This window comes from Kitasatospora sp. NPDC057542 (assembly GCF_042801945.1).
In the GTDB taxonomy this organism is placed as follows: domain Bacteria; phylum Actinomycetota; class Actinomycetes; order Streptomycetales; family Streptomycetaceae; genus Kitasatospora.
This window is the reverse complement of the sequence record NZ_JBHVFE010000213.1, coordinates 1-14,511: the sequence shown is the minus strand read 5'-3', so window position 1 is coordinate 14,511 and position 14,511 is coordinate 1. Positions and strand designations below refer to the sequence as shown.

Below are 14,511 nucleotides of genomic sequence, written 5' to 3'. Positions count from 1 at the left end.
GCGCCTGCGGGCGCCGCCCCCGACGTCGTGTGCACGCTGACCGCCCCTTGGAGTGGTGGCGTCGGTAGGGAGCGTTGTCCGGCCGGGTAGCGTGGTGAGCCCCGCCCGGATCGCGCCCCCGACAGGATGCGTCCGGGCGGGCGTTGTGTGTCGGGGAAGGCCCGCTCGTGGCCTTCCTGGCGCCCGATGATGCGCGCTGAATCACCGAGGACACCGTCCCCGTCTCCGGCGGCATGCGCTGACGCCACGCGGTCTCCGCCGCTGACCCGAAACCGGCCGGAGCCGCTGCTCAAGGTCAGCGAGGACTGAGGAGGCAGAACTCGTTGCCCTCCGGGTCGGTCAGGATCCGCCAGGAGATGGCGGACTGGTCGATGCCGGGGTCGGAGGCGCCCAGGGCGCGCAGGCGGGCCTCCTCCGCTGCCGGGTCGTCACCGCGGTACGGGCTGATGTCCAGGTGGACGCGGTTCCACCCGCGCTTGGTGTCGGGGGTGCGGACGAACTCCAGGTAGGGGCCGACGCCGTGGGCGGAGCGCAGGCTCGCGTGGTCGTCGGCGACCTCGTGCACCGTCCAGTCCATCGCCTCGCCCCAGAACCGGGCCATCGCCCGCGGGTCGGTGCAGTCGACCACCACCGCGGCGATCGGCCCGGTGTCCTGGTAGATCGGACGGGGCTCCAGGACGCAGAACTCGTTGCCCTCCGGGTCGGCCATGACCGTCCAGGGGACGTCGCCCTGACCCACGTCGGCGAGCGTCGCGCCGAGATCCTTCAGACGCGTGACCAGCTCCGCCTGATGGGCCGTCGAGGTGGTGGCCAGATCGAGGTGCACCCGGTTCTTCACCGTCTTGGGTTCCGGGCGGGCGATGAGGTCGATGCAGACGGCCGAGGGGTCGGGGTAGGCGAAGCCGACGGGTTCAAGGTTGGTCACTCCGGGGGCTTCGCTGTCGACACCCCAACCGAGTGCCTCCGTCCAGAACCGGCCGAGCACGGAGTCGTCCTGGGCCTTCATATTGATCTGCACGAGTCTTGTTGCCATGTCGCATATCCTAGGGTCTGTTTCAGAAGTGGATTTTGCAGTGAGGGGATCGTGCATGTTGCGGCGCGGCTACCTCTGCTGTTGAACGACAGCGGTGCCGCCGTCCAAGTCGACACCTATGCGAGGCGGGGCGCCGGCGTGGTCGTCGTCCCGCATGACCAGTTGAGTCCGCCGCTGCTCGATTTGCACGCGCTTGTTGGCATTGAAGAAGGCGTGCAACTCCTCGGTCGCGGTGGCACCAAGGCCGTGCCCGCTGCTTCGCGTTCGAGTGGTCAGGCGGCGGCATAACCATCCCGGACGGCCGGATCGCACCACGAGATGCCGGATTGAGGCCAGTGTGAAGGGCACGATCACCAGCACTGCCATGAAGAGCAGACCTGCCATCATCACCATGCCGACCTAACGTGCGAAGGTGACGCATCCGTTCCTGGCCGTTGCTGCCGTGTACGGCGGCGCCAGTCAGAGCCATTCGCCGATTGCGGCGACCAGCACCGTCGCTTCGTAGCGAACAGCGAGCTTGTCATACCGCGTGGCCACCGCGCGGTTTCGCTTCAGCCGGTTGATTCCGCACTCGGGGGCTCCCCCCGATGTGTGGACACCAGTGCTATGCGGCGAGTGCCAGCGTAACTGATCGTTGTTCGAACTCGATCGGGCTGAGGTAGTTCAGCGCGGAGTGCCTCCTGTGGGTGTTGTAGCGGGTGATCCAGCGGAAGACCGCCAGGCGGGCGGCACGGGCTCCGGGCCAGCGCTTCGTGCCTTGGAGGGTCTCCCGTTTCAGCGTGGCGTTGAACGCCTCGGCGGCGGCGTTGTCCGCGCTCGTACCGACCGCGCCGCGACTCCTGGTGACGCCCAACTCCCGGCAGATGCCGGCGAATTCCTTGGACACGTACTGGGACCCGTTGTCGCTGTGGAAGATCGCGCCGTCCAGGCTTCCGCCCCGGGCGGCGACCGCCGCCTTGAGCGCGTCCGTGACCAGCTCGGTCCGCATGTGATCTGCGATCGACCAGCCCACCAGGCGCCTGGAGCACAGGTCCAACACCGTTGCCAAATATAGGAATTGGCCGTCACCGACCGGGAGATAGGTGATGTCCCCGATGTAGCGGGTGTTCGGCTGATCGGCGGTGAAGTCGCGTCCCAGCAGGTCCGCAACCGGCACCGCCGAGGGTTCGGGGACGGTGGTGCGGACCTTCTTGCGCAGGTGCACGCCGACGATGCCCCGCTGGCGCATCACCCGCTCGACGCGCTTGCGGTTGACCCGGCGCCCGGCATGTCGCAGCTCGGCGGTCACCCGCGGGCTGCCGTAGGTGCCGTCCGTCTGAGCGTGGATCGCGCGGATCCGATCGGCAAGCTCGTCATCGGCCTGCCTGCGGGCCTCACGGGCCGGCGCGGCGGCCAGCCACCGGTAGAACCCGGACCGGGAAACCTCCAGCACCCGGCACAGCCGCTTCACCCCGAAGGCGTCTCGGTGGTCCTCAACGAACTGGAAGCGACTCATCACCAGTTCGTCTCCCCGGCGAAATACTTCGCCGCCCGGCGCAGGATGTCCCGCTCCAGCTCAAGCTCCAGTATCCGGGCCCTGAGCTGCTTGTTCTCTTGCTCCAACACGGTGTCGGAGCCTACCGGGGCGCCCGAACCAACAGCCCGAACGCTCTCGGCGCCCTCCCGCTGCCGGGCCCGATGGGCGCTGATCCAGTTCCTCAGGGTCTCGTGGTTGACCCCGAGATCATCGGCGACGGAGCGAATCGTGCCTCCCGGCTCCGCCAGGTACAGCGCGACGGCGTCCGCCTTGAACTCCGGCGAGTACACCTTCATCACCACAGGGGGACTCCTCTTCCTCTGGATCTCCGAGATCCAGTGTCCGGGGTGTCCACACATCGGGGGGAAGGCCCGAGAACGCGGGAACCATCGCGCGGATCGCGGACCACCTGAACGGGGCGGCTTCGTTCTCCAGCTGAATGCCACCCGCTGGGCGGCCCGGCACCGGCGGTCAGCCGGCTGCTGTCTGCTCTGCTCGTCGGCGCGCGTCCCAGTCGAGGAACTGTGGGTTGGTTTGCAAGCTGTGCCAGATGGCTCCTTCCGCCGCTGTCAGCGCCGGTCGGGCTTGATGCCGGTCGGCTCCCACCAGGGCACGGGGCCGCTGTCCAGGTCAGCGATCGGCCACCACAGTTCGGCGCCCGGGCCGTCGGCCTCCAGGTCCTCCAGGCTGGCGACACCAGCCGGGACGGACTGCAGCATCCTCGCGACGTAGTGACTGCAAGCGGTGAGCTCCAGCCGGCTGCAACGGTTGGCGAAGCCGGTGTCGCCGGCACCGGTGAGGACGAACAGCAGCTTCGCGAAGCGCATGCAGCGGCGCCCCCACAACGGCTTGCGGCCCCCCGCACGTCCTCGACGATGCCCGCCCGCACCCGCGCGAAGGCCATCCGGCTCACGCAGCTCCTGACCCGGCACGGCCGGGGCGGCGAGGCGATTGACGTGATGCGCGTCCAGGCGGACGCCCGCAGCGGTGACGACTGGATGGGGCCGAACCCCTCCCGCTCGTCGTGTGGCCGGTGGTGCTCTTCACCGTGGGGTACGTGATCGGCTTCGTCGTGGTGCGGCTCGCGACCCGGTTCGCCCGGCGGCCCGGCCTCCTGCGCCGCTGACCACTCTCCCATCGGCCCGGGGCGGGCGGACCCGCCTGCCCCGGGCCCGGTCGCCGTCCCGGCGCCCGGCCCCTGACCGTCCTCGACGCTCGTCCTGTCCCGCACCTGGCCGCCGTTCGTTTTCGAGGGTCATCACCGGGTGCCCCAACAAGCAAGCCGCCAGTGGCTGCACGGGCCACCCCCATGCCGATCCCGGACGGGGGCCCGGCGGTCTTCTCGGACGTCGTCGTCGACCGGATCCCGGGCCGGGCACCGAGCGACCTCAAGGTCGGCGTGGACATCAAGCACACCTGGCACGGCGACCTGGCCGTCGACCTGGTCGGCCCGGACGGCACCGTGTACCCGCTGAAGAAGAGCAACATCGGCGACGCGGCCGCCAACGTCATCGAGACCTACACGGTGGACGCCTCCACTCAGCTCGCCAACGGCACCTGGCGGCTGCGGGTGCAGGACATGTACCGCACCGACTCGGGCCGCATCGACGGCTGGAAGCTCATCTTCTGACCGCGCCCGCACCGAGCACCGACCACTGAGGTCATCCGGCCGGCGAAGACACTCACTTCGCCGACCGGATCACCTCATGGACCTGCGGCACGGTCCGTCGCCGGGCTCCGGACCACCGAGCCCAGCAGTTTTGAAGACGAACCCTAGCCGAGCTGGTTACGGTTCCGGTCGTGGGTTCCTGTGGTCAAGGGGTGTTGGCCGTGGACCGTCGTGCGGCCGGGGTAGTGGGCCTCCAGGCAGGTGCGCGCGGCAGTGAGGTCGCCGACGACGCCCACCCTCGGACGATCCTGGACCCGCAGCCGAAGCCACGGGTCCAGGCCTGCGCACACTGGTCAGAGGATCACTGCGTGGCTGGGTGCAGGTGTCCGATCGGCCATCTCGGGCCGCTGTCCGGGTTGCCCTGCCACGCCCACTGGGAGTCGGGGGTGACGGTGACACCGTAGTCGTACAAGTTCGGACGCCCCAGCCTCTCCCATTGGGCCCAGGCGATCATCACCTCGTCGCCAATCCGGCGCGGCCCGCCCTGCCACAGAACGGGTCGGCCGTCCGCGTCCGGACGAACCTCCGCCCAGGAGTGGTCACCGTCGTGGATCAGGACGGCCAGGCCGTCCTGCCTGTGGTCGGCGTAGAGCACGGCGTCCGGGACAGCCACCCGCAGGGCGAACCTGAGGTCCCAGTCCTCCAGCCCTGCCGGGTCACGATCCAGTACCCGCCGCACGTCCGGTTCGGAGCCTGCACGTACCACGGAGTGTGCGGCGGGCCCACTGCTCGCCTGCGCCGGACCCTGGCGGTCGCCCATGAACTGGGCCAGGCCGTGCACCCAGCCGTGCGCGCAGGTGCCGTCGTCAGCGACGGTGAGCGCAAGGTACCCGAGCCGGCCCCAGGGACAGACGATCCGTCCGCCGGGCCGTACTGCTTCCACCCACGACCACGGCACGGCCTCCACCGCGTACGTCGCGTGGAGACGGTCGACCCGGCCGCCGCCGGGCACCCCTTCGCGGGTGCCGTCGCCGACCAGCACCTCGGCATTGATTCCGGCGTCCACGAGGCGTTCGCAGGCAAACGCGGCCAGGCCGTCATCCAGTTCGGTCGAGACCACCAGGCCCGGGCCGGCCCGCCAGGCCGACAGCGCCGCCGTCCAGCCCTGCCCGGTCCCGATGTCCCACACCCGGTGCCCCGGCTCCAGCCTCAGGCTGTCCAACATGTCCGCCACCACAGAGGGCGCGGACAGCGATGACGACGGCAAACCGCCAGCGCCGAGCTGGGTAACGGCCGCCGCATTGATGTCGCTGTACAGCTCGGCCTCCCACCCGCCCTGGTCACTCGCACGGTCGACCGGCACGTACGCCCACCCGTCCCACCGCCACAGCCGATCCGGCGCGAACCGGTCACGCGGCAGCGCGGCGAAGGCCTCGCGCAGCCACGGCGAATCCTCCGGCCACGCCCCGCGCTGCTCCATTGCTTCGGCCAGGCGTGCCCGGTGATCGGGCAGGTTGTCGTTGCTCACCCCGGCTCAGCCCTTCTTGTGCTTGCCAGTGCCCTCCGGCGGCTTCTCCACCTTCCCGTCGGCGTTGCCGGGCGGAGGCGTTCCCTGCCCGGGGTCCGCCGGCGGCTTCGAGTGCTCTCCCATGATGTTCTCCAGGATTCCAACGGGTACAACCGGCTGACCATCCTGACGCAGCACCACGCCGGACGGTATGGCGCGCGGGGGTGTTCCGGGGGCGCGCGTCGGCCTGTGGCTGCTGTTCCGAACGTAGGTTCCAGGGGGCGTGCGTCGTTGACATCCGCTGGCACCGAATGCCTACCGGTCCGGGCCCGGACTGGCGCAGCGCCAGGCCGGCCGGAACAGCACGGAGGGGCGCGCTTCCGGGGGCGCTCCAGCGTGGATATGCCCCCCGGCTTGTCTCCCGCTAGGCCTTCATTGCAACCAACGTGCGGGCGCTCTCGTCCAGTTCGCGGACACGAGCGTTGCCGGTGTGGGGCCGGATCCCGGCCATCATCTGGTGGAAGTGGTCGTCGGCCCGAGCCGACGACAAGGTCTCGTAGTCGTCCAGGAAGTCATGCCACGTTGCGGTCGCCCGTTCGACGTGCCCGACCTCCAACTGCCGCTGCGCCAGGACACCGTTGGCGTGCGCTCGCCCCTGCTTCTCCGTCGGGGGGCGCAGCCGCTGGGACTGCTGCATGATCGTGATCGCCCCGGCACGTCCCGGAAGACGTACAGGACGCTGGAGACGTGGAAGTGGTAGGCGGCGACGTCGTAGCCGCCGACGTGGTCGTTCCGTCCCTCCGCCATCGACAGAGACTTCTCTGTCTGTTGAAGGCGTGCGAAAGCCAATGTCCGGTCCTTCACGAGAGCGGCACCGTGTGCCTGCTGTCCGGAGAGAAAGGCCGCCAGGCGGGGGCCCACCTTCGGAGCGGCCTCCGCAGCGGCGTCCGCGAGGTTCAGAGCCTTGCGGCCGACTTCAAGTTGGCGGCCTGCAGCGCCATGCCGGGCGGCAGCCGCGACGGCGGTGTGGGCGGCCACCGTCGCACCGGTCCGCGCACTCGCCGCAGCCGATGGCCGCCAGCTGACCGCCCTGGAGACTGCCGTGTGGAGCGCGGAGACGCTGGCCGGGCTCCTGCTCAAGAGCGTCGGCCCGCTGACCGCGCTCGGCCGCTGGGCGGTCACCGGTACTCGGCACACGCGCTCGCCCCCCAGCTCAACCGGCCGGCCGTCATCCCCTGCTACTACCAGGCCAGCCCCGACCCCACCCGGCCGCCGGTCCCCGAGCCGTTCACGGCCGAGCACCAGTTGGACAACATCACCCAGTTCCTGGACGTCGAGGACCTGCGGCTCACCCGGGCCAGGCAGGCCCTCGCCAAGGGCCGGGACATGATCCTCGGCCGCACCGTGGACACCCTCCTCGCCCACGCCCACGCCGTCGGCCGGATGCACGGCTTCGACTGCGACGACCAGGCCCGGCGCCTGGCCGCCAGCCGGCCGGTGGCGATGGCCGACCTGACGATCGTGCTCGCCGCCGACCCGGACGTGCTCGCCTGCCGGGCCCGCCTGCGCAAGGGCATGCCGACGATCTTCTACGACCGGCATTCCAGCGAGCACTTCAACGCCTACCTCGCCCACCCGCTCGCCCCGACCGTCGCTCCGCTCGACGCCAACTGCGGCTCGCTGGACGACCTCACCGCCCGTGCCCTCGACCACGTCCATCGCTACCAGGCAGCCCAGTACCGCCCCAGCCCGGCTCCCGGGCAGTACCCGAAGGAGACGCCGTGAAGGCTGTGATCACCGGCTGCGGCGCCATCGCCAGCCGCTGGGCCCGCTCCCTGCTCTCGGACGGGCGCATCGGGATCACTGCCCTCGTCGACCCCGACCAGCAGGCGGCGCAGGCACGCGCCGCCCGCTACGGGCTGAGTCCGGCCGTCGCCATGACGCTTCCCGAGGTGCTCGCCCAGGCCGAGGCCGACGTCGTCGTCAACCTCACCCCGCCCGAACTCCACTACCCCGTCAGCCGCTCGGCGCTCGCCCAGGGCCTGCACGTCCTGACCGAGAAGCCGCTGGCCCTGAACCTGCCCGACGCCCTTGACCTCGTCCACCTCGCCCGCGAACGCGGCCTGCTGCTGGCCGTCATGCACAACCGGGGCGCCGACCCTGACTTCCTCACCTTCGCCGACACGGTCCGCTCCGGCGGCCGAGCGCCGAGCGCCGAGCGCCGAGCGCCGAGCGCCGAGCGCCGTCACCGCCGACACCCTGGTCTGGTCACCCTGCCCGGGCTTCCGCGCCGGCCAGCACCTGCCCGTCACCACGGACCTCGCCGTGCACGCCTTCGACCAGGTCCGCGCGCTGATCACCGCGCCGCCCACCGAGGTCACCTCCACCGAGACGGCGACCGGCTTCCTCGCGGCCCACAGCTCGATCGCCGCGATCACCGTCCACTTCGCCGACGGCTCCCTGTTCACCTACCGAGGCGGGTACATCGTCGACCCGGCCCTGCGGACCGACGCAGGGGGCGACTGGCGGGTGGAGAGCCGGGGCTTCGCCGCCCGGTGGGCCCCGGACCCCCACCGCTCGCGGCGAGCCAGGCTGCGGGGGCTCTGGCAGGATCGGGCGGGCGGTGCGCGCTGCATCCCATTGCTCGTGGCGCGCACCGCCTTCGGTGTCGGTCGCTTCGGTCGCTGCCGTCCCGGGGGCCTCGTCAGCGGTTGGGGTACTCCTTCGCGTGGTGCAGGCGGATGTTGTCGGCGACGGGTGAAACGAGGATCACGGACGGCGGATCAAAAGCGGGTCACTGCGTGATCTCTTGATCATCCTGACTTCACTGGTACGGGAGTCGGGAGGGAAGAGGTGATCGGGGTGGAGGACTGGGCTGAGATCCGGCGGCTGCATCGGGCCGAGGGCCTGTCGGAACGCCCGAGGCAGCACGGAGCGTCTGAAGAAGGCTTACCGGCCCACGGAGGGGCGCACCGACCGCCCGGAGCCGCCCTCCCACGGCGGCCCCAGCATCGACCGGTAGCCCGGGCCCCGGGACCCGCAGCGTTTCGATCATTGGCCGGGGCCCGTGGTGCCAGGGCCGCTCGCCGCGCAATGCCGTTGTCTTAGGGCTGGGCCAAGCGGCGCGAATCAGGTCGGGATGCCGGGGTGGCAGAGCGTAGCGTGGTTCGGATGGGGCCGCTGGTCGTCGCGCCCTTCCGCCGCGTGGGAAGGTGCAGCGGCGCTTGGGGACAGGAGGTGCCTATGGCCTCCGGATCACCGGATGGATCGGTGGATTTGAAGATGGACGTCCATCGGGTGAGAGGCATGATCGTGTGCCGACTCGCCGGCGCCTTGGACGCGGGCACGCTACCGAAGGCCGAGTCCGTCTTGGAGGTGACTACGAACCACCTGCCACGCTTGCTGTGCGTGGACCTGAGCGTGACCTCCGTGCTCAGGCGCGCCCGTTTCTCCGAGGCCTCTGCAAGGGCCGTCCCCCGATCGGGTGCTGATCCGCCGTCGGCCGGTCAAAGTGCCCGTGCCCTAGAGTCTTTCCATGAGCAACCCGAGCAGCTGCCGATACGAACGACCCCACAGAACCAGACGGAGCCTCGCGCTGGTGACGCCGACCGGGAGGCGGTGGCCGAGCGACTGCGCGAAGCGGCGGGCGAGGGGCGCATCAACCTGGGTGAGCTGACGGAGCGGCTCGACCTCACCTATGCGGCCCGGACCTACCGGGAGCTCGATGCCCTGGTGTCGGATCTGGGAGCACGGCCATCCGCCGGGAACGAGTCCGGCGACGTGCTGGTCCTCAAGCCCAAGTTGGGCAACATCAGGCAGAGTGGCCGGTGGACGGTTCCCCGGCGGATCGTCGCCGAGTGCCGGATGATGCACATCGAGATCGACTTCACCGAGGCGGTGTGCCCGCACCGCGAGGTCACTGTCGAGGCGGCGTGCGGCGCGGGTCATATCCGGCTGATCACCCCGGCCGGCTGGGGCGTCAGGGTGGACGGGGCGAGCACCAACACCGGCCACATCGTCAACAAGGCTGCCGAGGTGGCGGAACCCGGAGCCCCGACCCTGACCGTCATCGGCCATCCGCGGTCGGGGTTGATCAAAATCAAGCAGCGCAGCCGCTGAGATGGCGATCCGCCTGAGCACTTCGTCCTTGTGTCCGCGTACTCATCTAATACTCCAGTGTGACTTTGTGTTTCCGTCGAACCGCGGCCAGAGCCACATGGTGGCGGTGAAGACGGCGATGGCGAGGACCGAGGTGATGATCTGGAGGGGGAGTCCGGTGAGACTGAGCGCCCGCCCGATGGTAGTTGACCACCTGGGCGGCTCCTGGAGGGGCCCTGGGAGTGATCATCGCTATCACCTGGTAATCACTTGACCACGCCGTTGCGCGATCGGCACGATATTTCCCCGTGTGTGCACGGCCCGTGCGCAAGACGTGTTCATCTTTCTCGGGGTGGGGTTGTGGAGTTCAGGGGTAAGGCCGCTCTGGCGTTCGGCGGGGTTCTGCTGCTGGCGGCCTGTTCGAGTGGAGGCAGCGGCGACGGGGGCGAGGCTGCGCCGACGGCGTCCTCCGCGTCCTCGGGTCCGGCCGATTTCGGCGCGGCGTTGAAGGACGCGCTGGATCCGATCAGCACCGAGCTGGGCAAGGCGGGCGCGGCTAAGGACGTGTACGGCGCCTCCACGGCGATCGAGTTGGTCGGCTCCCGGGCTGCCCGCGCCAACCGGAACCTGAAGGCGGCCGCCGCGCCGCCCTCGGCCGAGGCGGCGCGCACCGAGCTGGTGACGGCCCTGGACGTGCTCGACACCGAGGCGACGGCGATCAGCGCCGACTACCGTGACAGGAAGATCTGCACCAAGGGCGCCGCCCAGGCGCGGCTGGGCGGCGGCAAGGGCCTGGCGGGCGTCACGGCGACCCTGGCCAAGCTGAAGGCGGCGGGCTTCCCGGCTGCCTTCACCGTCCCGAAGCTGCCCGAGCTTCCGTCGACGCCGCGCGCGCTGGACAACGGCACCCTGGTCCGAGACGGCGGGAATGACGGCGACGGCACCGTGAAGGTCAAGAACCAGTACGACACGGACGTGGTCTTCATGGTCGTGGTGGGCGACGAGACGCTGTCCTCGGTGTACGTGGCCAAGGGGCAGGAGGCCAGTATCGAGGGAATCAAGGACGGTTCGTACGCCTTCTACTACCTCAGCGGACAGGACTGGGACTCCGGCGAGAAGATGTTCTCCCAGGACTGCAAGTCCGTCAGGTTCGAGGGGAAGCACGAGTTCAAGCCGACCGGGACGACCTGGACCATCACCCTCAACCCGAAGGCGGGCGGCCAGGGTGGCGACCCTGCCACGACCAAGTGGCAGAACGTGTCCACCGCGCCGCAGGCATAGCGCGTACCGGCCGATTCACGCCACAGCAGCGCATCCGTAGGAGTTTAGGGCGCCACTTTCGGCTGGAGGCTGCGGCCGCCCGGTGGGCCGAGACGGACAGCGGCTGGCCCGCCCGCCCGGGCCACGACCAGATCACTGAGCCCCGGTGGGCGGGCGGCCTGCCGGTCTACGTATCCGGCCACCCCTACGCCATACTGCGCCCGACCATCGCCAGCACGAACTGGGCTGAGCTGGCCGGACTGGTGGTGCTCACCGCCAGCGACGCCGAGCGGCGGGCGGTCGTCAACCAAGCTCCGGCCCTCACCCGGGTTGTCGACCTGTTGGCGAAGCCCGGCGGCGGGATGTCGACCGGACCCGGCGGTGGTCTCTCCAGCGGTCCGGGAGGCGGTCTCTCCAGCGGCCCTGGAGGAGGACAGTCCAGCGTCCCCGGCGGTGGTCTCTACTCCGGCCCCTGCGCCAACTCCTACCGCAGCAACCAACCCCCGCGGCACATCCTCCTGGACTACCTCCGCCGCCACGGCGGCTACGACTGGGCGGTCTCGATCCTCGAACGCCACCAGTAACCGAACCGAAGCCGGAAGGCCGCCACCGCAGGGTGACGGCCTTCCAGTGCTTTCTCAGGGCTCCGGCGGCGTACCGCCGGGGCCGAGAGGTTGCGTCCAGGGAAGTGGTGTACGGGTTCCACCCGATCCGGGGGTTTCATCCCGGTAGTGGGTGTCGCCTGAGAACGTAAGACGGCCACCGGCTGATTCTTCGAGAACGACCAAGCTCTTGAAGGAGATCCGCACGATGACCGCACCGGACAGTCTGCCCTTCGCTGCCCTGCTGGAGGAGAACCTGGCCTCGGCGAGTCCGGACTTGTTGCGCGCGATGGTGAAGGCCTTCGCCGAGGCGATGATGTCCGCCGACGTCGACCAGGCCTGTGGCGGCAAGTACGGCCGACCCGGCGAAGACCGCGTCAACTCCCGCAACGGATACCGGCACCGGGACTGGGACACTCCCCCAGCCTTCGGCCGGGGGTACCCCCAGCGTCGGCACGATCGACCTGGCGATCCCGCGCGTCCGTTCCGGCTCGTACTTCCCCGGCTGGCTGCTGGAACGCCGGCGCCGCTCCGAGCAGGCTCTGATCAGTGTCGTGGCGACCTGCTACCTGCTACCTGCTCGGCGTGTCGACCCGGCGGGTCGAGAAGCTCGCCGAGAGCCTCGGTGTCACCCAGCTGTCCAAGTCCCAGGTGTCGCAGATGGCGGGGCACTTGGACGATCGGGTGGCCGAGTTCCGCAACCGGCCCCTCGACCAGGGTCCCTACACGTTCGTCTGGGTCGACGCGCTCACCGGAAGGTCCGCGAGGGCGGCCGGGTGGTGAACGTCCACGCCCTGGTCGCGGTCGGCGTCAACGCCGACGGGCACCGCGAGATCCTCGGCATCGACATCGCCGCCAGCGAGGACGGGGCCGGCTGGACCGCATTCCTGCGCTCCCTGGTCGCCCGCGGACTGAGCGGGGTCAAGCTCGTCGTCTCCGACGCCCACGCCGGCCTCGTGGACGCGATCGGCGGCGTGCTGCCCGGGGCGTCCTGGCAGCGCTGCCGCACCCACTACGCGAGGAACCTACTCTCGCAGGCCCCGAAGTCCGCGCAGCCCTGGGTCGCCACCCTCCTGCGGACGGTCTTCGAGCAGCCCGACGCCGCCTCGGTCCGCACCCAGATGGCCAAGGCCATCGCCGCCCTGGACGAGAAGTTCCCCAAGGCCGCCGAACACCTGGAGGCGGCCCGCGACGATCTCCTCGCCTTCACCGCCTACCCGAGGGAGGTCTGGAAGCAGATCTGGTCCAACAACCCGCAGGAACGGCTGAACAAGGAGATCCGCCGCCGCACCGACGTCGTCGGCATCTTCCCCGACCGAACGGCCGTCATCCGGCTCGTCGGCGCGGTCCTCGCGGAACAGAGCGACGAGTGGGCCGAACAGCGCCGCTACATGGGACCCGAGATCCTCGGCCGCTGCCGCGTTCACCTCATCGAGGGAGAAAACGGCACAGACCTGACCCCAACTTCCCTCACCGCATAGCCTGTTAGCGAATCACCGAGTGGCCGTCGATACACCACTCCAGCGGACGTGACCGGCCGAGACACCGGCCCCGGCCGGGGCGGGCCTACCAGGCCACGCCCAGCGCCTCCAGCCGCCCGAGCTGCTCGGCCGACAGCTTGTCCCGGCGCGCCTTCTGGTTGTTGAGCCAGGTCCCCAGTGACGTCCCGCCTTTCTTGTGGGTGCGCGGGACCCGGGCGTGGCCCTCGCGCTCGACGAAGGCCGCCAGCGCCGCCAGGCCCTGCTGAGATTGGTCGGCGCGCGACACCTTCGGCTTCGCCGCGGACGCCGCCCGCGCGGCGGCGAGCTCCTAGGGCGCGTATCGGCTTGTGATCAATCTGCGGGATTCGCCCTCGTGGCGGGTCCTGATCCGGTAGACCGTTCTACGTGACGCGAGCGCAACTTACTGATTTGGAGCGGGAGTTCATCGAGCCGTACCTGCCGGTCGGCGAGTACGGCCCGTACCCGGAGCGACTGCGGCAGCAGTTCGAGGGCGTGATCTGGCGATTCAAGACCGGCGCGCCGTGGCGGGAGATGCCACAGGAGTTCGGCGCCTGGTCGACCGTCTCCAATCGCTTCCGGCAGTGGAGGGACGCCGGCGTCTTCGAAGCCCTGATGGAGGGCGCGATCGCGGAAGCCGCGAAGCGGGGCGAGGTGGACTTGTCGCTGGTCAGCGTGGACTCCACCACCGTCCGGGCCCACCACGACGCCGCCGGCATGCACCTGAGGCCCGACGCCATGGCCGCCCTGGAGGAGGCCGCCGACGAGGCGGGGAAAACCCGGCGAAAGGGGGCGATCCGGAAGGACAAGACGGACAGGACGCCGGAAACGACCCCAAGCGGGAAGAACGGCGACGCATCCGGCCCGACGCGGTCGCCGGCGACAAGGCCTACTCCTCCCGCGGCAACCGCGCCCACCTGCGCGGTCGCCGCATCAAAGCGGTCATCCCGGAGAAGAAGGACCAGGCCGCCAACCGGAAGAAGAAGGGCAGCAACGGCGGCAGGCCCGTCAGCCATGACGCCGAGCTCTACAAGGACCGGAACACCGTCGAGCGCCTGATCAACAAGCTGAAGGCCTGGCGAGGCATCGCCACGCGGTACGACAAGACACCCGGCAGCTACCTCGCCGGCCTCCACCTCCGCGGCGCGATGATCTGGATCAAAGACCTCACCCGGCTCACCCATTGATCACAATCGAATACGCGCCCTAGTCCTCCTCGATGCCGAGCGCCGCGAGCAGATGCCTGACCAGAAGGCCAACGGCTTCACCCGTATCGACAAGGGCGCGGCAGGTGAGCCGAAACGGCTTGGTTGCCTGCTCGTTGACACGGTGTGATCGAGGTCGGGGACATGCGGCGGCTGTCGCCTACGGCGCAGGAGGGTCTGCG

General features: G+C 69.9%; 13 protein-coding genes and 3 pseudogenes. 8 read left to right on the top strand and 8 right to left on the bottom strand.

The window, feature by feature from the left end; genetic code table 11:
* Positions 1 to 295: 295 nt before the first annotated feature.
* From ACFU7Y_RS24875 to ACFU7Y_RS24855, 5 genes and pseudogenes are all read right to left on the bottom strand, one after another.
* Entirely contained in the window at positions 296 to 1,033 is a 738-nt protein-coding gene (locus ACFU7Y_RS24875) for a VOC family protein (RefSeq protein WP_380769687.1), read from the bottom strand.
* 69 nt (positions 1,034 to 1,102) lie between these two features.
* Complete coding sequence (locus ACFU7Y_RS24870) at positions 1,103 to 1,426, bottom strand: DUF6191 domain-containing protein (RefSeq protein WP_224281517.1); 324 nt, start codon at positions 1,424 to 1,426, stop codon at positions 1,103 to 1,105.
* A 66-nt stretch (positions 1,427 to 1,492) separates the two neighbouring features.
* Positions 1,493 to 1,594: pseudogene (locus ACFU7Y_RS24865) on the bottom strand (IS5/IS1182 family transposase); the annotation flags it as partial.
* A 43-nt stretch (positions 1,595 to 1,637) separates the two neighbouring features.
* Positions 1,638 to 2,851 (bottom strand): IS3 family transposase gene (locus ACFU7Y_RS24860; protein WP_380769686.1). Its coding sequence is split into 2 segments (ribosomal slippage): positions 1,638 to 2,548 and positions 2,548 to 2,851, totalling 1,215 coding nucleotides; the frame shifts between segments, so codons are not numbered across the junction.
* Positions 2,852 to 3,118: 267 nt separating this feature from the next.
* Entirely contained in the window at positions 3,119 to 3,376 is a 258-nt protein-coding gene (locus tag ACFU7Y_RS24855) for a hypothetical protein (protein WP_380769685.1), read from the bottom strand.
* 482 nt (positions 3,377 to 3,858) lie between these two features.
* Here ACFU7Y_RS24855 and ACFU7Y_RS24850 point away from each other — a divergent pair, with 482 nt between their 5' ends.
* Entirely contained in the window at positions 3,859 to 4,179 is a 321-nt protein-coding gene (locus ACFU7Y_RS24850) for a proprotein convertase P-domain-containing protein (RefSeq protein WP_380769684.1), read from the top strand.
* Between the two features lie 340 nt (positions 4,180 to 4,519).
* On the opposite strand, the gene ACFU7Y_RS24845 is transcribed toward ACFU7Y_RS24850, so the two are convergent.
* Together ACFU7Y_RS24845 and ACFU7Y_RS24840 are read right to left on the bottom strand one after the other, a co-directional pair.
* Positions 4,520 to 5,686 (bottom strand): protein-L-isoaspartate O-methyltransferase, encoded by a 1,167-nt coding sequence (locus ACFU7Y_RS24845; protein ID WP_380769683.1) that lies wholly within the window; start codon positions 5,684 to 5,686, stop codon positions 4,520 to 4,522.
* A gap of 403 nt (positions 5,687 to 6,089) precedes the next feature.
* A complete protein-coding gene (locus ACFU7Y_RS24840; protein WP_380769682.1) occupies positions 6,090 to 6,362 on the bottom strand; it encodes a hypothetical protein in 273 nt (90 codons plus the stop codon).
* Between the two features lie 407 nt (positions 6,363 to 6,769).
* On the opposite strand from ACFU7Y_RS24840, the gene ACFU7Y_RS24835 reads away from it, so the two are divergent.
* The 6 genes and pseudogenes from ACFU7Y_RS24835 (at position 6,770) to ACFU7Y_RS24810 (ending at position 13,106) form a co-directional block, all read left to right on the top strand.
* A complete protein-coding gene (locus ACFU7Y_RS24835; protein WP_380769681.1) occupies positions 6,770 to 7,450 on the top strand; it encodes a hypothetical protein in 681 nt (226 codons plus the stop codon).
* On the top strand, positions 7,447 to 8,478 hold the full coding sequence (locus ACFU7Y_RS24830; protein WP_380769680.1) for a Gfo/Idh/MocA family protein: 1,032 nt from the start codon (positions 7,447 to 7,449) through the stop codon (positions 8,476 to 8,478). Before ACFU7Y_RS24835 ends, ACFU7Y_RS24830 begins: the two co-directional genes overlap by 4 nt.
* Positions 8,479 to 8,836: 358 nt before the next feature.
* The gene (locus ACFU7Y_RS24825; RefSeq protein ID WP_380769679.1) at positions 8,837 to 9,784 is read left to right on the top strand and encodes a DUF1707 domain-containing protein; all 948 of its coding nucleotides are present in this window, start codon (positions 8,837 to 8,839) and stop codon (positions 9,782 to 9,784) included.
* A 339-nt stretch (positions 9,785 to 10,123) separates the two neighbouring features.
* The gene (locus ACFU7Y_RS24820; RefSeq protein ID WP_380769678.1) at positions 10,124 to 11,044 is read left to right on the top strand and encodes a hypothetical protein; all 921 of its coding nucleotides are present in this window, start codon (positions 10,124 to 10,126) and stop codon (positions 11,042 to 11,044) included.
* A complete protein-coding gene (locus ACFU7Y_RS24815) occupies positions 11,011 to 11,607 on the top strand; it encodes a hypothetical protein (RefSeq protein ID WP_380769677.1) in 597 nt (198 codons plus the stop codon). The genes ACFU7Y_RS24820 and ACFU7Y_RS24815 overlap by 34 nt, the downstream gene beginning before the upstream one ends.
* Positions 11,608 to 11,833: 226 nt before the next feature.
* Positions 11,834 to 13,106: pseudogene (locus ACFU7Y_RS24810) on the top strand (IS256 family transposase).
* 85 nt (positions 13,107 to 13,191) lie between these two features.
* Here ACFU7Y_RS24810 and ACFU7Y_RS24805 read toward each other — a convergent pair.
* Positions 13,192 to 13,392, bottom strand: coding sequence for a helicase associated domain-containing protein (locus tag ACFU7Y_RS24805; RefSeq protein ID WP_380769676.1), 201 nt, complete (start codon positions 13,390 to 13,392; stop codon positions 13,192 to 13,194).
* A 119-nt stretch (positions 13,393 to 13,511) separates the two neighbouring features.
* Here ACFU7Y_RS24805 and ACFU7Y_RS24800 point away from each other — a divergent pair.
* Positions 13,512 to 14,311 (top strand): annotated as a pseudogene (locus tag ACFU7Y_RS24800) (transposase).
* The last annotated feature ends 200 nt before the right edge of the window (positions 14,312 to 14,511 follow it).